Raw genomic sequence first — 19,027 nt, 5'->3', positions numbered from 1 at the left:
GACGACGTTCGCGAGCGTGGAGGGCAGCAGGGGCGCGGGGGCCGGGTGAGCGATCCGCCGCGCGGCGGAGCAGGAGCCCGGCCGCCCCTGGCCGACGGAGCTAGCCGAACGTGAACCGCTGCGCCACGCGCTTGTACGCCTGCTCGACGACGCGGCGAGCGTGGTGGATCGCGTTGGAGTGGGGGAACTGCAGCGAGGGCGGCGCGCCCTCGTCGACACCGCGCGCGCCGTGCGTGGAAGACGCCGCGTCCGAGAGCCGGCCCGCGAGGGCGCCCACGGTGTCGACCTCGAAGTCCTTCGAGTTCTCGTCGAGGAAGCGGCAGAGCCCGCGGAGCCGCTCGACGTTGAGCCGGTTCGGGAAGCCGCGGCGCGCCTCCGCCGAGTCGAGGAAATAGAACTCGAACGAGTGGGTCACCAGCGTGACCTCCTTCACCCCGAGGGCACGGTAGCGGAGGAGACAGTGCTTGATCTCGTCGAGCGTCACCGCCGTGATCTGAAGGTGCCTGAAGCGCTTCGTGGGCTCGATGAAGTTCGTGACCGGCAGCTCGTACACCCCCGGCTCGGGCGTCTCGAAGAGGCCGAGCCGCGCGCCCGGATACTGCATCTTGCAGTTCTTGCTGAAGTAGCAGGGGTTGTAGTTGCTGCTCAGCACGAGCCCCGCCCGCTTCATCGCCCGCCAGGTGTCGTTGCTCGCGCCGAAATTGCCGGCGCGGTAGCCGAGCAGCTCGCTCGCCGGGACGCCCGCGCGCACGAGCAGGTCGCGCCCCTCGAGGAGGAGCCGCGTCTGCTCCTCGACCGGGTAGTCGGCGATGTCGTCGGAGACGCGGGGCTCGCCCCGGGTGTGCCAGTCCGCGCGCCGCTGCACGGGGTGCACGTGCAGCTGCACGTCGTGGCCGCGGCTGTGGAGCGCCTGGCACACGCTCGTCAGCCCGTCCATCCCGAAGCTGTACGAGCCGATGGCCTCGACGAAGAACGTCCCGCGCTGGCCGTACGCCTCGAGCTCGCGCATGATGAGCTCGATGCCGAGGGGCTCGCGCTGGTTGACGAAGCGGCCCCAGATCCGGAGGTCGTAGCCCATCGCGGGAGACTTGGTATCGCCCAGGATGCGCTCCTCGGCGCACTCGACGTCCACGGTGATGTATACCCGCGTCCTCCCGTCAGCCATCGCCAGCTCCTCCCTCACCGCGCTTCTGAAGAACCATCGTGATCGTCGGGGACACGAAGCCCACGTGCATCCCGAGCGGGCCGAGCAGCCGGTTCGCCGCCGAGTAGGCCATGAGCCGCGGCCCGGACAGCCCCATCTTGGCCTTCAGGTCGACGATCAGCCGGCCCCGATCCTGCTGCGAGATGTCGACATAGTCGCCGAACCCGCGCCGGAGCTCCCAGGGGAATACGCTGTAGATCGACCTGCCCGGGAACAGCGGGCGCAGCAGCCGAGGCACGTAATTCATCAGGATACGGCGGCTGTGGCACTCGACCGGCCAGAGGCGGTTGCTCGTGCCCAGGATGACGATGAACCCCCACGGCCCGAGCACCCGATCGATCTCGCGCTGGACGGCCGGCAGGCGCTCGGGCGGGATGTACTCGAGCACGCTGTTGCAGGAGACGAGCTCGAACTCCCGGTCGGCGAACGGCATCGCGGTCGTGTCGGGGACGTGATGAACGCGGATCCGGTCCGACAGCCCGTGGCGCTCGGCGTTCAGCTGCGCCAGCTCGACGTACATGGGGTCGACGTCGAGCGCGGTCACCTCGGCGCCCAGGGTCGCGAGCACGACCGCCGTCCCGCCGAAGTGGCAGCCGAACTCGAGCACCTTCTTGCCGCGGACCGACGTGAAGAGGTCGTCGTAGGCGTGGCGGCTGCGGCGCCACTCCCACGTGGCATACCCCCCGACCCACGGATCGTCGGGATCCCAGCCGTGGCGCCGCGCGCTCTCGCGGAAGCGGTGATCGGCGTCTGCATCGCGGACAGCCGGCGGGGTGGCGGCGCTCTGGCTCGGCTCGCTCATCGGGGAAAGGCTCAAGCGTCGGCTGTCCCTGCGGGCAGCAGGGGCGCCCGGTAGATGGCGAACAGGAAGGGCGAGAACCAGGGGTTCGTCTCGCCGGGGACCACCCGGCGCGCGATCGCCTTGAGGGGCGGGACGACCTTCCAGACGACACGCCGCGCCAGGAGCGGCGCCTCGTCGTCCAGCCAGAAATCGAAATGGCCGCCCGTGTAGCGGGCCTGGACGATCTCGGCGCCGTTGCGGCGGGCAGCGGCCTCCAGGAACGGCAGGTTCATGATGCGGGTGTTGTGGCCTTTCAGGTTCTTGCGATCGAGCAGCCAGTGGAGCGCCCTCTGCCCGCCGGCGAAGTTCGGCATGCCCACGACCACGGTGCCCCCCGGCTTCACCAGCTCGAAGTGCCGATCCATCACCGCCCCGGCGTCATCGAAGTGCTCGATGAACCCGAAGGAAGCAACGATATCGAACTTCTGCTGGGGCTTCCAGTTGAAGAAATCCCCCTTCTCGATCTTGCCGACCTTGATGCCGCGCTTCCGGATCTCCTGCTCGACGACCTCCGGGTCGCAGGCGTAATCCAGGCCGTACGCTGTGAACCCCAGGCGCCCACAGAAGTCGACAAGGATACGGCCTGGTGCGCAGCCGATCTCGAAGAACGACAACCCCTCCCCGCGCGGCAGGAACGGAGCGACGTCGTCGTAGATCTCGCAGCCGCCACCCAGATCGTCGGTGCCGACGTAGCCCTTCCAGTGGTTCTCCCAGTACTCCTGTGACGTGAGCTTCAACGTCGCCTCCTCGATGCCATCGCGAAAAGGGCGGCTCCATGAGGAGCCTCCCGGAGAACCGCAGTCGACCACGCGCAGCGCGGGCGATCGAATGCTGCCCGAAATTCGTCCAGTTTGTCGAATCCTAGAGGACGGGGTGGCTCACATGCAAGCCGGCCCTCCGCCTTCTTCCCGCGCCTCCGTTCCTCAACGCAGGCGCACGCAGGCGCACGCACGCGCACCTACGCGGCGCGGGGTCGCCGCGTAGGTGCGGCGCGCGGGGCACCCGGGCCCGCTCCCCGGAGCTCCGCTGCGCGCGCGTCGCGGTCGCGCGTCGCGCGTCGCGCGTCGCCAGCCCTAGGAGGCGGCCCCCTGCTGGAGGCGCTCGCGGAGCAGGACCTCGAGCGAGGCGAGCGCCTTCGCGAAGCCGTCGATGCCCTCGCTCAGCTTGTCGCTGGCCATCCGGTCGGCGGCGTGCATCGCGCGGAACGCCGCCTCATCCATCGGGATCTTCGCGATCTGCAGGGCGCGCGCCGCGTCGGGGTCGAGCTTCCTCGGCAGGTCGCCGCGCGCGGAGGCGAGCTCCGAGAGCAGCTTCGGCGAGATCGTCAGGAGGTCGCAGCCGGCGAGCTCCTTGATCTCGTCGATGTTGCGGAAGCTCGCGCCCATCACCTCGGTCTTGTAGCCGTGCTTCTTGTAGTAGTTGTAGATCTTCGTGACCGAGACGACGCCGGGGTCCTCGGCCGGCGCGTAGCTCGTGCGGCCGGTGTCCTTCAGGTACCAGTCGAGGATGCGCCCGACGAACGGCGAGATGAGCGTCACGCCTGCCTCGGCGCACGCGATCGCCTGGTGCAGCCCGAAGAGCAGCGTGAGGTTGCAGTGGATGCCCTCCTTCTCGAGGACCTCCGCCGCGCGGATGCCCTCCCACGTCGAGGCGATCTTGATGAGGACGCGCTTGCGCGAGACGCCGGCCTCCTCGTAGAGGCGCACGATGCTCCGGCCCTTCTCGATGGTCGCCTGGGTGTCGAAGGAGAGGCGCGCGTCGACCTCGGTCGAGACGCGGCCGGGGATGATCTTCAGGATGCGCAGGCCGAAGTCGACGGCGAGCCGGTCGAACGCGAAGCTCACGACGTCGCCCGGCTCCTTGCCCCGGCCCGCCTCCTTCTGGCCCCAGGCGAGCGCGCCGCTCACGATGTCGGCGTACTCGGGCATCTGGGCCGCCGCCGTGATGAGCGACGGGTTCGTCGTCGCGTCCTGGGGGCGGAATTTCTCGATCGAGTTGATGTCGCCGGTGTCCGCGACGACGACGGTGTACGCCTTGAGGCGCTCCAGCAGGTTCTGGTCCATGGGCGGCATTGTACGAGCAGCCAGCCAGGACGCTTCAAAGCTTTCGTGTCCTTCGTGTGAGGCCCCCCCTCCGGCTGGATGCACGGCCGGCGGTGGCCTATGGAGAGGGCCCCGTGGAGCCGCCCCCCAACGCCGTCGCGCAGCGCGTCCTGTCCGCCTACGATGATCGCCTCTCGGTCCTGCGCGCCGAGGCCAGCGCGCTCGATCGCCGCTCGAAGACGTTCTCGCTGCTGCGCGGGGTCTCGTTCCTGGCGGCGGCCGTGGCCGGGGGGTACGCGCTCTTCGGCGACGTGCCGCGGTGGGTCACGTACGCCGCCGGGGCGGTGACCGCGGTGTTCCTCGGGTTGCTCGTCGCGCACGCGCGCCTCGTCACCCGGATGACGGAGCTCGAGCAGCGCATCGGCCTCTACGTGCGCGGCAAGCGGCGGGTCGCCGGCGATTTCGCGGACTTCCCGGAGCGTGGCGACCGGTTCGCCGCGCCGGACCACGATTACGCGGGCGATCTCGACGTGTTCGGGCAGGCGTCGCTGTTCCAGCTGCTCAACGTGGCGCAGACGGGCGAGGGCGAGGCCACGCTCGCGGCCTTCCTCGCGGAGCCCGCCCCGGCGACCGCCGTGGCGGCGCGGCAGGAGGCGGTGCGCGAGCTCGCCGGCCTCGGGGCGTTCCGGGAGGATCTCGCGGTGGTGGGCATGCAGGCCGGGGCGCGCGGGCGCGAGGCCGGCCCGCTCATCGCGTGGGCCGAGGCGCCCCCGGCGCTGCTCGGCCCGGAGGCCCGCGCCGGCGGCCTGCCGGTGAGCGCGCTCCTGACCGCGGCGAAGGTGCTCGTGCCGCTGACGCTGGCGCTGCTCGCGGCGCCGCGGTTCATCCCCGCGGAGCAGCTCGGGCTGCTCCGCCACGCCTACCTCCTGCCGCTGGCCGCCCAGATCCTCGTGCTGGTCCTGCTGCGGCCCGCGGTCGAGCCGATCGTCGCCGCGGCCTCGTCGCGCGAGGCGCCGTTCGCCCGGTACCGGCCGATCCTCGCCCGCGTCGAGGAGCAGGCGTTCTCGTCGGCGCTGCTCCGCGAGCTCAAGGCCGAGCTCGCGGGGCCCTCGGGCGTGCTCGCCTCGCGGGAGATGACGGCGCTCGAGAGCCGGGTCGGCTACTCGGACCTGCGCCACAGCGGGCTCGTCCACATCGTCGCCAACCTCTTCCTGCTCTGGGACGTGTGGTGCGCGCTCGCGCTGGAGCGGTGGAAGCTGCGCGCGGGCCGGCACGTGAAGGCGTGGATGCGGACGCTCGGGCACATGGAGGCGCTCGCGAGCCTCGCGACGTTCGCGCACGAGAACCCCGACTACGCGTACCCCGACGTGAAGGACGGCGAGCCGCGCTTCACGGCGGCTGGGCTCGGCCACCCGCTCCTCCCGCGCGACCGGCGGGTGACGAACGACGTCTCGCTGGAGGGCGCGGGCGCCGCGCTGCTCGTGACGGGATCCAACATGTCGGGCAAGAGCACGCTGCTGCGCGCCGTCGGGGTGAACGCCGCCCTCGCCCTCGCGGGCGCGCCGGTCTGCGCTTCGTCGCTGTCGCTCTCGCCGGTCCGCGTGCGGACGAGCATGCGGATCAAGGACTCGCTCGAGCACGGCGTCTCGCACTTCTACGCCGAGCTGACCCGCCTGAAGCGCGTCGTCGACGGCGCGAACGGCGGCGAGCGGGTGCTGTTCCTGCTCGACGAGATCCTCCACGGCACGAACGCGCGGGAGCGCCAGATCGGGGCGAGGGCGGTCGTGCGGCACCTCGTCGCGCGGGGGGCCATCGGCGCGGTCTCGTCGCACGACATGGGGCTCGCCGTGCTGGAGCAGGAGACCGCGGGACGGGTGCGCAACATGCACTTCGAGGAGCTCGTGGTCGAGGACAGGATGACCTTCGACTACAAGCTGAAGCCCGGCGTGGTGACGAGCGCGAACGCGCTGCGGCTCATGAAGATCATCGGGATCGACGTCGACTTCTCGGAGGGCGAGCGGACGGCGACGGCGGCGACCGCGGCGGCGATGGCAGCGACGACCGCGGCGGCGGCGCGGGAATGAGCGGGGCGACGGCGGTGACGACCGCGGCGATGGCTCGGGAATGCGCGCGGCCCCCGGCCGCGTTGAGGGCGCCATGCTTTCTCCGCTCCCCGGGTGCCTCTCGCGCCGCGCCCTAGCCTCGGCGCGTCCCTTGCTCTCCTGCGCGCTCCTCGCGATCGTCACGACAGCGAGCGCCTGCGCCACGGCGCCGCCGCCGCCGTCAGCTCCCCCGGCGGCGAGCGGCGGGGCGGCCCCGCCGGCCGCGGCCCCGCCGGCCGCGGCGCCGGGCGCGAGCGCGCCGGCCGCGGCGCGGACCGAGATCGACGAGGGCGGGGCGGCGCTCCTCCGCGCGGAGGGCGTGGACGGCGCGTTCGTCCTGTTCGACGCCGCGCGAGGCGTCACCCGCGTCGTGAACCCCGACCGCGCGGCGGCGCGGTACGTGCCCGCCTCGACCTTCAAGATCCCGAACACGATCATCGGCCTGGAGACCGGGGTCATCCCGGACGAGCGCTTCACGCTGCGGTGGGACGGGGTGCAGCGCCGCGTGCCCGACTGGAACCGCGATCACGATCTCGCGTCGGCGATGAAGCACTCGGTCGTCTGGTTCTACCAGGAGGTCGCGCGCCGGATCGGGCCCGAGCGCATGCAGGCGCACCTCGACGGGCTCGGCTACGGCAACCGCGACATCTCGGGGGGCATCGACCAGTTCTGGCTGACCGGGGGGCTCCGCATCTCCCCGCACGAGCAGATCGATTTCCTGCGGCGGCTCCGCGCCGGCGCGCTGCCCTGCTCCGCGCGGAGCGTGGACATCGTGAAGCGGATCCTCGTGCTGGAGCAGACGCCGGCCTACACGCTGCGCGGCAAGACGGGGATGGAGATGGACGAGCGATCGAGCACCGGCTGGCTGGTCGGCTACGTCGAGCGCGGGGCAGACACCTACTTCTTCGCGACCGTGCTCCTCGGCACAGGCAGCGACGGCGAGCGCATCATGCCGCTGCGCCGCAGCCTGACCCGCGCCCTGCTCAAGCGGCATGGCGCGCTCCCCGAGGACGCCTGACGCCGGCGCCTCTCCCGGCGCCGGCGCCGCCCCCTACGCCGCCGGCGCCGCGCTCGAGGGCGACGGCGCCGCGCCCGGCGACGCCGTCGAGCGCGCCGACCACGCGAACGCGGCGATCCGCTCGGCGAAGCGGCGCGGGTCGTCGACCTGCGGGCAGTGCCCGATGCCCTCGGGCTCCTCGATCTCCGCGTGCGGAGGGAGGTGCCGCCGGTAGTACTCGAGGTTGGCGCTCGGCATCAGGCGGTCCGAGCGGCCCCAGATCAGCAGGATCGGCATCGAGAGCGCGCCCAGCTGCTCGGGCGTGAACGCGTGGTCGCACCGGGCCGAGCGCCTGAAGGAGAGGATGGTCTCGCGCGAGAACGTCCGCACGACGTCGCCGGCGATGAGCGGGGTGAACCACGGGACGCGGTGGTAGAGGCGCGCGAAGAACGCGTGGGCGTCGGCCCGCGACCGCAGGTTGAACGCCGCGAGCAGCTCGGCGAGCTCGGCCTGCTCCATGCCGGCGCCGGCCGGCGACGCGAGCACCAGCGCGCGCACGCGGTCCGGCGAGCTCAGCGCGTAGCTCACCGCGACCGCGCCGCCGAGGGAGTTGCCGACGACGATCGCCGGCTCGTCGAGCTCGCGGTCGAGCAGCTCGTGCATGGCGGCGGCGAGGCACTCCGGCGTGAACGACGACGCCGGCGCCGCGCTCCACCCGTGCCCAGGCGACTCCGCGGCGATGACGCGGCGGGCGCGCCGCCGGAGTCGCTGCAGCACCGGCGCGTACGGGAGCGCCGAGGAGCCGATGCCGTGGAGCAGGACCACCGTCGGGAGCGGCCCCGTGCCCGGAGCATCGTAGAGGTGCAGCCTGCAGACCGACGTGTCGACCCAGCGGCTCTGCACCCCGGACCTGTTCAGCGCCTTCTTGGCGAGGCGTTCGGCGAGCGGGAGGATGCCCATGCGCCGGGCATAGCAGATCGACAGGGTTCCCGCGGGGGCGGAAGCGCAGGCGCGAGCGCTGGGGCTGTCGAGCGATCGGCGGGACGCGGACGAGGCCCGGTGGAGCGCCCGATTTCCGTTGAGCTCCATGGAGATCCGCGCCACATCTCCCGCCGTGCGATCGCCTCTCCTCGTCGCCGCCGTCACCCTGGTCGCGTGCTCGCGCCCCGAGCCGCCGACGCTCAAGCCCGAGCTCGCGACGGTGACCGCCGTCACCATCCAGGGCATCGATCTGCGGGTCCAGATCCAGGCGTACAACCCGAACAGCATCGATCTCTCGACGCGCTCGATGAAGGCGAACGTGCTGCTCGACGGCAAGTACGACGTCGGCACGGTCACCGCGCTCACGCCGCTCGAGCTGCCCGCGAAGAAGTGGACCCGGATCGAGGCGCCGATCTCGGTGAAGTGGCAGGACCTCACGAGCATCGCGGCGCTGGCGGCGCAGAGCCGCGGTATCCCGTACCAGGTGAGCGGCACCGTCGCGATCGGCGGAGAGACGCTCAACGTGGATGTGCCGTTCCGCCTCGCGGGGACGATCACGCACGAGCAGCTCGTCACGGCGATCGGCAACTCGCTCCCGGCCCTGCCCCTCCCCGGCCTGCGCTGAGGAGGGCTGCCGCGACCGACGAACAAGCGAGCTGCCTCGGCCGCTCGGGCGTGTCATCGTTCCCGTTCGACCCTCGCCTCGACCACGGCCCTCGCCTCGGGCGTCACGCACAGCGCCTCGAGCGCTCGCGCACGCCACGCAGGCTGATCGCACAACCTGCGCAGCGCGCGGCTCCACGCGTCCTCGACCGAAGGCCCGTAGGCGTCGCGCGCCTTGTCCCAGGCGGCCTGCGGCAGCCCGCCGAGCACATGCTCGAGCAAGATGAGATCGATGACATCGCGTGCGAGTGCGGCATCGTCGAGAAAACGGTCTTCGTTGGCGAGGAGCTTCTCGGCGACGAGATCCTCGTCGGCGAGGCGTGCCACCGGCAGCGCCGGGTCCTCGACCCCAGCAAGCTCGATCCTGCCTTCGCTGACGATCTCGAGCTTGATCGGTGCGCCGCCCACGTCGAGCACGACCCGAATACCGTAGCGATCGGCGCGCAGCTCGCGTCGGACCGCCATGTCGGCGACGAAGAGCCCGCGAACGCCGGCCTCGTAGACGCGCTGCCGCAGCTGTCTGTACCCCTCGCGGGAGGCACAGAGGAAATCGATGTCACGCGAGATGCGGAATTCGTCGCAGCGGAGCGATATCGCCGTCCCGCCCGCAAACCAGCACTCGGACTGCCTTAGCAAGGCTGCATCCAGCGACGTGAGCAGGTCGAGGATCCGCCGGTGCTCGTCGCGCTCAGCCATTGAATACGCCTCGGCCGTACCGCGCGACGAGATCGTCGAAGAAGCGCCGCTCGCGCTCGCTCATCGAGGCGCGATCGACCCATTGCCGGTTCGCCTCGTACAGCGCGAGGGCCTCCTCCTCCGTGATTGCGTGATCCTCCCTGTTCCAGAGGAGCAACCGGAGCTGCTCCAGCTCCTCGCCGACGATCATGGCCCAAGGATAGCGGAAGCCGCGGTCGGCGCACTCCTCACAGGGGGCGCGCTCGCGGCGCTGCCACGCAGGCGCGCGCAGCGCAGCGTCAGGCGGCGCGCCGTCCTGGCAAAGGCCCAGCGCGCCCTGTCGTCTCCAGCGTTGTCTGCAGCCCACAAAGCTTGCAGAATCGCGGCGGTGGAGACGTCCGTGCCCGTCCACGAGGAGCCCCCCGTTCGCGCGCGCCCGCGGTCATCGACGCGCTCGTCTCCGCCGCCGGAGGGCGCAGCCCCATGTCCGGCGGCCTGATCTTTCACGACGGCGGCGGCGGGGCCGTCGCGCGCTGCACGCGCTGCGGCGCCGAGGCGGCGGGGCCGTGCGCGCGCTGCGGCGCGCCCGTGTGCGGCGACTGCTGCGTGCTCACGGAGGGCGGCGCGCGCGTCTGGGCGATCTGCCTCGCGTGCGAGGATCGCGGCGGCCGCTCCCTCCGCCGCGGCTGGGCGACGGTCCTCGGGTGGATCGCGCTGCCCATCGCGGCGCTCGCGCTGATCGTCGGGCTGCTCGCGTGGCTGCAAAGCAACTGAAGAGACCGGAGGAGTCATGTTCAGCGTGAAGGAAGTCGAAGGCGCGATTCCCACCATCGAGCTCGCCGACAGCGACGCCGCGAGCCGCGCGGTGCTGGCCCCGGCCCGCGGCGGCATCCTGACCGAGCTGACCGTCGGCGGCCGCGCGCTGCTCTACCTCGATCGCGGCACGTTCGACGATCGCACCGCCAACGTGCGCGGCGGCAACCCGGTGCTCTTCCCCTCGCCCGGCAAGCTCGCCGGCGACGCCTGGTCCGCCGCCGGCGCGGCGGGCCAGATGCGCCAGCACGGCTTCGCCCGCACCCTGCCGTGGTCGCTCGACGACCATGGCACCCTCGAGTCGGGCGGCGCGTACGCCCGCCTCGTCCTCCGGTCGAGCGAGGCGACGCGCGCGCAGTACCCCTGGGATTTCCGCGCCGAGTTCACCTACACGCTGCGCGGCAGGGCGCTCCGCATCGATATGCGCATCACCAACGAGACAGGCGACGGCGCGCCGCCGATGCCGTTCGGGGTCGGGTTTCACCCCTACTTCGCCGTCTCCCAGGCGGACAAGGCCCGCGCCTCGATCGAGACGCGGGCGACGCGCGCGTTCGACAACACAACGAAGCAGGAAGCGCCGTTCTCCGGCTTCGACCTGACCCGGCCCGAGGTCGACCTCCACCTGCTCGACCACGGCTCCACCGAGAGCGCGCTCTCGATCGAGGGCGCCCCGGGGGTGCGCATCGCCGTCCGCGGCTCGCCCGAGTTCACCCACTGGGTCGTGTGGACCTTGCAGGGCAAGGACTTCGTCTGCCTCGAGCCCTGGACCTGTCCCGGCAACGCCCTCAACACCGGAGAGCGCCTCATCCACCTCCGGTCGCGCGAGACTCGGGCGCTCTGGATCGAGCTCTCCGCCTGAAGCGATGACCGCCGCGCGCGCGACGCGCTGGAGGACGCGCCCGCGACGCGCTGGAGAGCCCGAGGAGCCGCGCCGCGCCGGCGGCGACGCGCGGCTTCTCGGTTGACTGCCGGCCGGAAAACGCGTCGAATCCCGCCATGACTTCTACCGATCTCCTTACCGCACATCGATCCCTGCTCGCCCCCTCCCGAGCGCTCCTCGCGCGGCGACCTCGCCGCTCGCTCTCCACCCTGGCCGCAGCCGCGCTGGCGACGACGCTCACCGCGGGCGCCTCCGCGGCGCCGGTCTGGACCGGAGACTTCGAGACGGGCAATCTGAACCAGTGGAACACGACCCTGAACGGCGAGCACATCTCCGTGGTGACGTCGCCTGTCCTCCAGGGCACGAGGGCCGGGAGGGTCCAGCTCACCAACGACGCGAGGTGGTCGAACGGCATCAAGCGCGTCGAGCTGAACCACAAGCCGGCCGCCGGGCGCACGGCCGAGGGCGCCCAGACCTACTTCGCCTGGAGCTTCTATCTCCCCGAGGCGCTCGCGGCCGACCCGCCGACGCAGATCGGATACTGGGAGTCCGAAAATAGCTACAACCAGATGATGTCGTTCGAGGTCGTTGGACAGCACATCAGCTTCGCCACCCGCAAGCCCGACAACAAGGTGCACTGGGAGGCGGACGGCGCGGTGACGCCCGGCGTGTGGCACCGCATCGCGCTGCACATCCGGTGGTCGACGAACCCGAACCAGGGCTCCGTCGACGTGTGGTTCGACGGCAAGCAGGTCGTCACCGGCGGAAAGGCGCAGACGCTCGCCGACAACAACGCGCACTTCACGCAGATCGGCCTGCTGCGCAACCCGTCCGAGTTCACGGACAGCCCCGTCATCGTCCTCGATGACGCCGTGGAGGGGGACACCCTCGAGGACGTCCGTCCCGCGCTGCCCTCCTCCGGGGAAGGTGGCGCCGGTGGCGCCGGTGGCGCGGGCGGCTCCGGCGGCGCGGGCGGTGCAGGCGGCGCGGACGGCTCGGGCGGGAGCGGGAGCACCGGGACCGCCGGCGGCGGCGCCACGGGCGGCAGCGACGGCGCGGGCGGCGACGTGGCGCCCGGCCCCAGCGCTTCGAGCTCCTCCTCCGCCGCTTCCGGCGCCGGCTCCACCGGCGCGGGGACCGGCGGCACGGACGAGGTGGAGATGGCCGAGGGCGATGACGGCTGCAGCTGCCGCACCGCCGGCTCGCCCGCGGCCCCCGCGCCCATGGCCCTCGCCGGCCTCGGCCTCATCGCGGCGCTCGCGTCCGCGCGGCGTCGCGAGCGGCGCTGAGCCGTCGCGAGCGGCGCGAGCCGCAGCGCCCCGGGCGGGCCGAAGCCGCGCCGAACACATGACGAGGGCGGTTCCTAAACAAAATTGATTTTCGGATCAATTTTCATCACATCGACATTGACAATATTGACCTCGGTGAGGATAATCCACTCATCCCGTGGCAAGATTTGTCGTCCGATGTCCCAGCTGTGATGGGGAGCTGCGCGCGACGCGGCTCGGCTGCCAGAGCTGCGGAACCAACCTGGATGGTCAGTTCGAGATCCCCGCGCTGCTCCAGCTGTCGCCGGACGATCTCGCCTTCGTGACCGCGTTCGTGCGCTCTTCAGGCAGCCTGAAGGCGATGGCTCAGGTCCTTCAGATCAGCTACCCGACGGTGCGAAATCGCCTCGACGAGATCATTGGCCGGCTCGACGCGCTGGAGCAGGGCGTCGCGCGCCGCCGGCACGAGATCCTGGATGCGCTCGAGAAGGGGAGGCTCTCCGCGAAGGAGGCCGAGGAGGCTCTGCGCAAGGTGGGATTATGATGATGACCACGCCCGACGAGAGAGTGCGCGCGCTCGTGCGCGACAACGTCATCAAGCCCGCGGAAGGCGAGCGGCTGCTCGCCACGATGTCGCCGCGGCCTCCCCTGCGCGGATGGCGGCTCGCGCTGAATCCATTCGAGCGCTTCGGCGGGGGGCTCGCCGCCGCGGCGGGGCTCGCCGTCGCCGCGCTGAGCGTCGCCGTCACGAGGCTCGGCGTTCGCTTCGACGGCTTCCTCGACCTGCACGCGGCGCCTGCCGTCATCCCGTACCAGACGGCGCTCCTCGAGCAGGTCGTCGCGTGGCCGTTGCCCGCCCTGCTCTTCTGGACGTATGCGCGGCTCCTGCGGCGCCGCGTGCGGCTCATCGACTTTCTCGGTGTGATCGGGCTGTCGCGCGCGCCGCTCGCGCTCGCCGCCGTCGCGCTCGGCCTGCTCGCCCCGCGGCTGCCGGCGGGCGCGCCCGCGTTCACCCCCGAGCTGGCCGTCATCGCCGTCCTCGGAACGGTGTGTCTCGTGTGGTCCTTGACGCTCCTCGTTCGGGGCTTCAGGAACGCCTCTGGCCTGCGGGGCGCGCCGCTGATCGCGGGGCTCATCGGCCTCGTGCTCCTGTCGGAGATCCTCTCGAAGGTCGCGCTCGCGCACCTCGGCTGAGTCATCGATCTCCCCGGCGCGCCGCCCAGCTCGCGCGGCGCGCTCTGCGGTGCTCGCGCGACCGCGAGGGCGCACCGGTGCGCCCCGGGCGGCGCTGCACCTCTCTCTCAATTCGGAGGGCTCGTCATGTCATTGCGATCGGTTCTCGTGGTCCCGGCGCGCCGCGCCGCGCTCGCCGTCTCGTGCGCCGCCGCGCTCGCGTCGTCGCCCCTCTGCGCGGGCTGCGGCGCCGGAGAGCGCGCGTCGTCCGCTGGCGGGAGCGGCGCGCTCCCTGACGACACGGACGTGCCTGACACGGAGACGCCGACAACGCCGGACGCGCCGGAGTGTCCGGCGGCGTCCAGCGCCAGGACCACGGTCGAGAACGCGCGAGGCACGCTGGTTGGCACGCTCGTGGTGCCGGCCGGGTGCGGGCCGTTCCCTGCGGTCGTGATCATCCCCGGGTCGGGGCCGACCGACCGGGACGGCAATCAGGTCGCCGCGGGTATCGAGCCGGACACGTACAGGCTCCTCGCGGAAGGGCTCCGGGACAGGGGCGTCGCGTCGATTCGCTACGACAAGGCCGGCATCGGCGCGAGCGCCTCCGCGGCCCCCCGGACGGAGCAGGAGCTGCTGTTCGAGATGGGCGCCGACGACGCCGGCCTGTGGGTGAAGAAGCTCCGGGCGGACGGGCGCTTCGCGACGATCACGGTGGTGGGGCACAGCGAGGGCTCGCTGCTCGGTATGCTGGTCGCCCGGGAGACCGAGATCGACGGGTTCGTCTCGATCGCCGGCGCGGGCCGGCCCATCGGCGATGTCCTGCGCGATCAGCTCGAAGGCCTCCCGGACGAGGATCGCGAGAAGGCAAACGCGATCCTCGACCAGCTCGAGGCCGGGGAGCTCGTCACGGACATCCCGCAAAGTCAGGTGTTCATGAGCCTGTTTCGGCCGAGCGTGCAGCCGTTCGTCATCTCCTGGATGAAGCACGACCCCGCGGTGGAGCTCGCGGCCGTGACGGCGCCGATCCTCCTCCTGCAAGGGACGACCGATCTCCAGACCAAGGTCGAGGACGCGGAGCGGCTCGCCGGCGCGCGGCCGGACGCGACGCTCGTCATCGTCGAGGGAATGAGCCACACGCTCAAGGAGGCGACGCTGTCGAACGCGTCGCAGGCCGACGCGTACACCGATCCGAGCCTGCCTGTCGTGCCGCGCGTCTTCGAGGCGATCGAGGCGCTGATTCGGGAGGAGTGACGCGGATCCGGAGGACGAAAGCGGCGTCGGGCGCGCCGACCAGCGTCACGACCTCAGGCAGCGTCCACGGTCGATGCTTCGATCGGTTCCGGCCGAAGGGCGACGGAAGGTGCCCGCTGGTGCACCAGCACGGAGGCGACGGCCGCCAGCGCGAAGACGAGCATCCGCGGCAGGAGCCGCGCTGCGACGGCGCCCTGCAGCGCGAACGCCTCGTACCAGAAGTCCGAGCCGGGCAGGACGCGCCGGGCGCTCATGTCGGGACGTCGTCGAAGAAATCCACGGCGCCCGTCGCGAGCGAGTACTCGGCGCCGATGACGACGGCGTCGCCGCGCGCGACCATCTCGGCCAGCTGCCCGCTCTGGCTGAGCTCCCGAACCGAGGCGCGCACGTTGGCGCGCGTGGCCGCGGCGAGGATCGCCGCGCGGTCGAGGCCGGGCTGCCTTGCCTCCTCGACCGCCGGCCTGATCCGCGCGAGGATCTCGTGGACAGCCCCGGAGGGCGGGGCGCCGCGCTCCGTCATCCAGTCCAGCGTCGCGGCGAGCGCGCCGCAGTGCGTGTGCCCCATGACGATCACCAGCGCCGTGCCGAACGCGGCGACCGCATACTCGACGCTGCCGACCAGCGTCGGGGCGACGACGTTACCGGCAACGCGCACCACGAACAGGTCCCCGAGCCCCTGGTCGAACACGAGCTCGGCCGGGACGCGCGCGTCCGAGCACGACAGGACGATCGCGATCGGCGCCTGGGTTGCGACCAGCGCGTTGCGTGCGGCCTGGCTGAGCATTGTGTCGACGCTCCGCACGTTCTGGACGAAGCGGCGATTGCCGTCTCGCAGCCTGCGCAGTGCTTCGCCGGCCGCCATCGGCTCACCGCGTGAGAGGCTCGACGGCACGTGAGGACGATCTGAGGGCGTCATGGGTACTGCCTCTAGTACTACAGCCGCACGTCGGTGAGCGCCAAACGAGCTGGGCTCCACCAGTGTGCGGACAAGCCAAGCGTCACGATCGCCCGCCCGCCCATCGAAATCCGCGGAGATTCCGCGACGTGCGGCTGTGGTACTAAGGGACCTGCGCCGCTGCGGCGATGATCGCCTTGACCTCTCGCAGCATCTCGGTCGTCTCGGCGCGCTGCGCCCCCTCGGCGAAATACGCCGAAAGCTTCTCCGAGCCCGCCCGGATCGCGTCGCTCTCCTCGCGCACCACGACGCGGAAGATCGGCCGCTCGGCGGTGCCCGCGAGGTCGACGCTGCCGTCGGCGGGCAGCGCGTCGCTCCGGTAGATCGCGAGCCGCTCGTCCCGGAACAGCTCTCGAAGAGCCGAGATCTGCTCGGCGCTGAGCTCTCCGCGGAGCGCCGTCGTCCCCTGGTGCCCCTCGAACGTGCCGCTCAGCTCGATCCAGACGACGGTCTCGTCGCCTGCGCCGCGGTTCACCTCGAGCTGCGCCCAGGGCGCCGGCGGGATGTCCGACCCGGGATGCCCGGCGCACCCTGCGAGGCACAGCGTGCCCCACAGGAGGCCGCCGAGCACCCCCCTCCTAACATGTGATGATCTTGCTGCCATTGCTCGTGATGTTGAAGCAGGGATTGACGTCGAACATCGTGTTCAGGATCCGGTTCGCCTCGTCCCTCGCGAAGGCCTTCATCGTCGACGAGCTGTGCTGCGCGTCGGCCTCGAAAGCGTACCACCACAGCCACAGGACCTGATAGCCGTCCGCGCCCCGCCCGCTGGGCGACCCGATCCCGGAGCACCCATCCAGGTACTTCTCGTCGCACGACTCGCTCTTCGCAGGGCACTTGTTGCTGCCGTCGTTGCCGCTGTGGCCGCACCAGTCCGAGTGCCGCGACTCGTGGATCAACGTCCCGGCGCGCTCCACGACGTTCTCGTTGTAGAAGAACGGGATGTAGAGCTCCGTGTAGTCGTCGAACCCGCCCCAGGTCGTGTACGCCCGCTTCGACCCGTCCCCGCACCGCGCGTCGAGCTCGTCGAACTCACGAATCGTGTAGTTGCCGCCCCAGCGCAGGATGTTTCCGTTGAAGTCGTTCGTCTGGTGCGGCTCGTTCGGCGACGCATAGTTGAGGAGCTGGATCGCCTGGAACGTGCGCGCCAGCGGCCGCCTCCGGTCGCACGCGGCCTCCCAGCCGAAGCCGTTGTCCCAGTCCCCCTTGTCGAAATCGTACGCGTCCCAGAAGAAGTCGATCCACGGCTGCGTGCACCAGAAGCTCGTCATCACGCCGGGATCGGTCCCCCTCACGGTGTCGCAGGTGTCGGCGCGGGCCTCGGAGGCGACGCCGAGGAGCAAACAAGACGCAAGAATGGCGCTGATCGTGGTTTTCATGATCGATCCCTCAACGAGTGATGGCAGGCGTGTCGGTCCGAGGAGCCACCTTGAATACCCGCGATCCGGGCTTCTCCGGCTGCGCCGGCCGACCGTTGTTCGGGTTGTAATCCTTGATGTCGGCGATATCGTCCGCGAGCGCCTTGCGCGCGTCGATCAGCTGGATCCCGCCGACGTCGATCCCGAGGGCGTAGAGGCTCGCCGCCGCCGGGTTGCGCAGGAGGTCGCCGGCGGCGTAGATGGCCTTCAGCTCCCCCGCGGCGCCGAGCGCCTCGAGCCCGGCGATCGCGCGCAGGCGAACGCGGTATTCATCCGCGAAGAGCTGCTCGTCGGCCTCGGGGTCGGGGAGCTTCGTCGTGGCGATCTCGTTCAGCGGCTTGATGCCGTCGCGCGCGCCGAGCAGGCCAAGGAGGTGAGCCGCCCGCCAGCGCATCTCGCCGGGCCTCGCCGATTCGGCCTTGTCCGGCGGGACCGACACCGACCACGCCTTGTAGACCTCGGCGACCACGGGGACGGCCGCCGGGCCGATGGCCACGAGCTCCCTGAGCGCCCGCGTGAACTCCTCCTCGTTCCCGAACTCGCCCATCAGCGAGAGCTGCCTGTTCACCATCGCCAGGATGCACTCCTTGCTGCACTCGACGGCCTGCGACTCGACCGCCGTTTCCTCCGGCGCGTCCTTCTCGGCGGGCACGGCGCAGCCCGCGGCCGCGCCGATGAGAATGAAGATCATCGCTTTTTTGATGGAGACCGACGACATGGTTCACCTCGGGTTCGGTTCGTGTTCGGGCGCCCTCGCCCCCTCGACGGCACGCGCGGCCGCAGCGCCTCCGCGCCGGCAGGCCTGCGCGCTGGTCTCACGCGAGCGCGAGGATGGGGATGCCGGGCAGGCGCTCTTCCCGTCCCTCGACGTCATGGTGGGAATCGCCTGACCGACCGTGCGACCGACGGATGAACGTAATAGCAATCGTCAGGCCATGCGCTGAAGGCACGGCTGGGGGCCATGCGCGGCACCGCCGGAGGCCGCGCGCCGGGCGGCATATCCCCACTCTCGCAGCGCTTGGTCGTGGAGCGAGCGCCGGCTCCGCGTGATGCCCGGGTGCCTGCTGGAATGGTCCGGGCCCCGCTCGGAGGCCATGCCCTGGAGGCCGAGGCCTCCAGGTGTGGAGGCTGGCCCCTCCAGCGCGACGCGCCAGGGCCCATAAGGGCGCCGCCCTGGCGCGGCCCCGCCATTTCGGTCCTCCCGCCGACGAGGCGTGCTAGAAGGCGACGATCATGAGCAGGCTCTCCGAACGTGCGTTTGCCGAGATGGTCGAGGCGGGGTGTCCCGCGTGCGGGGGACAGAAGCTCAACCTGCGCTCGTATGTCGACGGGCTCGTGCCGCTCATGGAGGGCGAGCCCGTCGGGCCGGTCAAGTGGGTCTACAAGGGCGAGATGTTCGTCGACGGGCTGTACGAGATCACGTGCGGCGCGTGCCAGCACCTCGTGTTCACGGACGACCGCTGCCCGAGGTGCCACGCCGAAGGCGGCCTCGCGCGCGGGCTCACGACGACCAACACGTACGCGGTGCCGGAGCGGTGCTCGCGGTGCGAGCACATCGAGGTGCGTTATATCGCGTTCGTGCCAATGCGCGTGAAATACGAGGGAAAGCGCGCGGACAGGGCACAGACGAGCGTCGAGCTGCACGACCCCGGCTTCCACGGCTATCGCGTCGACTGCAAGGACTGCGGCAAGATCGCCGAGCGCGCGGACGCGTGCCCGATCTGCGAGAGCCCTGCGCCGATCCGGGCGCGCTTCAGCTGATCG

Annotated in this window: 22 protein-coding genes; 10 read left to right on the top strand and 12 right to left on the bottom strand. The window is 71.2% G+C overall.

Annotated features, from left to right (window positions below; genetic code table 11):
• Positions 1-100: 100 nt before the first annotated feature.
• The 4 genes from WME82_RS08275 to WME82_RS08260 all read right to left on the bottom strand — a co-directional run bounded on the left by WME82_RS08275 (position 101) and on the right by WME82_RS08260 (position 4,108).
• The gene (locus tag WME82_RS08275; protein WP_437869753.1) at positions 101-1,165 is read right to left on the bottom strand and encodes a polysaccharide deacetylase family protein; all 1,065 of its coding nucleotides are present in this window, start codon (positions 1,163-1,165) and stop codon (positions 101-103) included.
• Positions 1,158-2,006, bottom strand: a complete 849-nt coding sequence (locus WME82_RS08270; RefSeq protein ID WP_438042383.1) for a methyltransferase domain-containing protein — start codon at positions 2,004-2,006, stop codon at positions 1,158-1,160. The genes WME82_RS08275 and WME82_RS08270 overlap by 8 nt, the downstream gene beginning before the upstream one ends.
• 11 nt (positions 2,007-2,017) lie before the next feature.
• A complete protein-coding gene (locus WME82_RS08265) occupies positions 2,018-2,782 on the bottom strand; it encodes a class I SAM-dependent methyltransferase (protein ID WP_438042382.1) in 765 nt (254 codons plus the stop codon).
• 336 nt (positions 2,783-3,118) lie between these two features.
• Positions 3,119-4,108 carry a transaldolase gene (locus WME82_RS08260; protein WP_438042381.1) on the bottom strand — a complete coding sequence of 330 codons (990 nt, stop codon included), beginning with the start codon at positions 4,106-4,108 and terminating at the stop codon, positions 3,119-3,121.
• A 113-nt stretch (positions 4,109-4,221) separates the two neighbouring features.
• On the opposite strand from WME82_RS08260, the gene WME82_RS08255 reads away from it, so the two are divergent.
• Positions 4,222-6,171 (top strand): MutS family DNA mismatch repair protein, encoded by a 1,950-nt coding sequence (locus tag WME82_RS08255; RefSeq protein ID WP_438042380.1) that lies wholly within the window; start codon positions 4,222-4,224, stop codon positions 6,169-6,171.
• Between the two features lie 73 nt (positions 6,172-6,244).
• A complete protein-coding gene (gene blaOXA / locus WME82_RS08250) occupies positions 6,245-7,207 on the top strand; it encodes a class D beta-lactamase (RefSeq protein ID WP_438042379.1) in 963 nt (320 codons plus the stop codon).
• A gap of 33 nt (positions 7,208-7,240) precedes the next feature.
• Here blaOXA and WME82_RS08245 read toward each other — a convergent pair whose 3' ends face one another.
• The gene (locus tag WME82_RS08245) at positions 7,241-8,146 is read right to left on the bottom strand and encodes an alpha/beta fold hydrolase (protein WP_438042378.1); all 906 of its coding nucleotides are present in this window, start codon (positions 8,144-8,146) and stop codon (positions 7,241-7,243) included.
• A 154-nt stretch (positions 8,147-8,300) separates the two neighbouring features.
• Between WME82_RS08245 and WME82_RS08240 the strand changes: the two genes are divergently transcribed.
• Entirely contained in the window at positions 8,301-8,792 is a 492-nt protein-coding gene (locus WME82_RS08240; protein WP_438042377.1) for an LEA type 2 family protein, read from the top strand.
• Positions 8,793-8,845: 53 nt separating this feature from the next.
• Here the strand turns inward: WME82_RS08240 and WME82_RS08235 are convergent, their stop codons facing one another.
• Positions 8,846-9,526 carry a nucleotidyl transferase AbiEii/AbiGii toxin family protein gene (locus WME82_RS08235; protein ID WP_438042376.1) on the bottom strand — a complete coding sequence of 227 codons (681 nt, stop codon included), beginning with the start codon at positions 9,524-9,526 and terminating at the stop codon, positions 8,846-8,848.
• Positions 9,519-9,716, bottom strand: coding sequence for a hypothetical protein (locus WME82_RS08230; RefSeq protein ID WP_437907871.1), 198 nt, complete (start codon positions 9,714-9,716; stop codon positions 9,519-9,521). Before WME82_RS08230 ends, WME82_RS08235 begins: the two co-directional genes overlap by 8 nt.
• A gap of 272 nt (positions 9,717-9,988) precedes the next feature.
• Here WME82_RS08230 and WME82_RS08225 point away from each other — a divergent pair, with 272 nt between their 5' ends.
• The 6 genes from WME82_RS08225 to WME82_RS08200 all read left to right on the top strand — a co-directional run bounded on the left by WME82_RS08225 (position 9,989) and on the right by WME82_RS08200 (position 14,890).
• On the top strand, positions 9,989-10,279 hold the full coding sequence (locus tag WME82_RS08225; RefSeq protein WP_437869746.1) for a hypothetical protein: 291 nt from the start codon (positions 9,989-9,991) through the stop codon (positions 10,277-10,279).
• A gap of 16 nt (positions 10,280-10,295) precedes the next feature.
• The gene (locus tag WME82_RS08220) at positions 10,296-11,177 is read left to right on the top strand and encodes a galactose mutarotase (protein ID WP_438042375.1); all 882 of its coding nucleotides are present in this window, start codon (positions 10,296-10,298) and stop codon (positions 11,175-11,177) included.
• A gap of 137 nt (positions 11,178-11,314) precedes the next feature.
• Positions 11,315-12,487 carry a polysaccharide lyase gene (locus tag WME82_RS08215; protein WP_438042374.1) on the top strand — a complete coding sequence of 391 codons (1,173 nt, stop codon included), beginning with the start codon at positions 11,315-11,317 and terminating at the stop codon, positions 12,485-12,487.
• A 157-nt stretch (positions 12,488-12,644) separates the two neighbouring features.
• Entirely contained in the window at positions 12,645-13,010 is a 366-nt protein-coding gene (locus tag WME82_RS08210; RefSeq protein ID WP_272101125.1) for a DUF2089 domain-containing protein, read from the top strand.
• The gene (locus WME82_RS08205; RefSeq protein WP_438042373.1) at positions 13,007-13,660 is read left to right on the top strand and encodes a YIP1 family protein; all 654 of its coding nucleotides are present in this window, start codon (positions 13,007-13,009) and stop codon (positions 13,658-13,660) included. Before WME82_RS08210 ends, WME82_RS08205 begins: the two co-directional genes overlap by 4 nt.
• A 126-nt stretch (positions 13,661-13,786) precedes the next feature.
• A complete protein-coding gene (locus WME82_RS08200; RefSeq protein ID WP_438042372.1) occupies positions 13,787-14,890 on the top strand; it encodes an alpha/beta hydrolase family protein in 1,104 nt (367 codons plus the stop codon).
• A gap of 53 nt (positions 14,891-14,943) precedes the next feature.
• On the opposite strand, the gene WME82_RS08195 is transcribed toward WME82_RS08200, so the two are convergent.
• The 5 genes from WME82_RS08195 to WME82_RS08175 form a co-directional block, all read right to left on the bottom strand.
• Positions 14,944-15,144 (bottom strand): hypothetical protein, encoded by a 201-nt coding sequence (locus WME82_RS08195; protein ID WP_438042371.1) that lies wholly within the window; start codon positions 15,142-15,144, stop codon positions 14,944-14,946.
• On the bottom strand, positions 15,141-15,806 hold the full coding sequence (locus WME82_RS08190) for a carbonic anhydrase (protein WP_438042370.1): 666 nt from the start codon (positions 15,804-15,806) through the stop codon (positions 15,141-15,143). Before WME82_RS08190 ends, WME82_RS08195 begins: the two co-directional genes overlap by 4 nt.
• Positions 15,807-15,948: 142 nt before the next feature.
• The gene (locus WME82_RS08185) at positions 15,949-16,416 is read right to left on the bottom strand and encodes a hypothetical protein (protein WP_438042369.1); all 468 of its coding nucleotides are present in this window, start codon (positions 16,414-16,416) and stop codon (positions 15,949-15,951) included.
• 7 nt (positions 16,417-16,423) lie between these two features.
• Entirely contained in the window at positions 16,424-17,224 is an 801-nt protein-coding gene (locus tag WME82_RS08180; protein ID WP_437744932.1) for a hypothetical protein, read from the bottom strand.
• Positions 17,225-17,234: 10 nt separating this feature from the next.
• The gene (locus WME82_RS08175; protein ID WP_438042368.1) at positions 17,235-17,954 is read right to left on the bottom strand and encodes a hypothetical protein; all 720 of its coding nucleotides are present in this window, start codon (positions 17,952-17,954) and stop codon (positions 17,235-17,237) included.
• A gap of 542 nt (positions 17,955-18,496) precedes the next feature.
• Between WME82_RS08175 and WME82_RS08170 the strand changes: the two genes are divergently transcribed.
• Positions 18,497-19,024 (top strand): hypothetical protein, encoded by a 528-nt coding sequence (locus WME82_RS08170; protein ID WP_437744930.1) that lies wholly within the window; start codon positions 18,497-18,499, stop codon positions 19,022-19,024.
• The last annotated feature ends 3 nt before the right edge of the window (positions 19,025-19,027 follow it).

Source organism: Sorangium sp. So ce128, assembly GCF_051525245.1.
Taxonomy (GTDB): domain Bacteria; phylum Myxococcota_A; class Polyangia; order Polyangiales; family Polyangiaceae; genus Sorangium; species Sorangium cellulosum_B.
The sequence above is the reverse complement of the archived record's forward strand: the minus strand, read 5'-3'. Positions and strand labels throughout refer to the sequence as shown.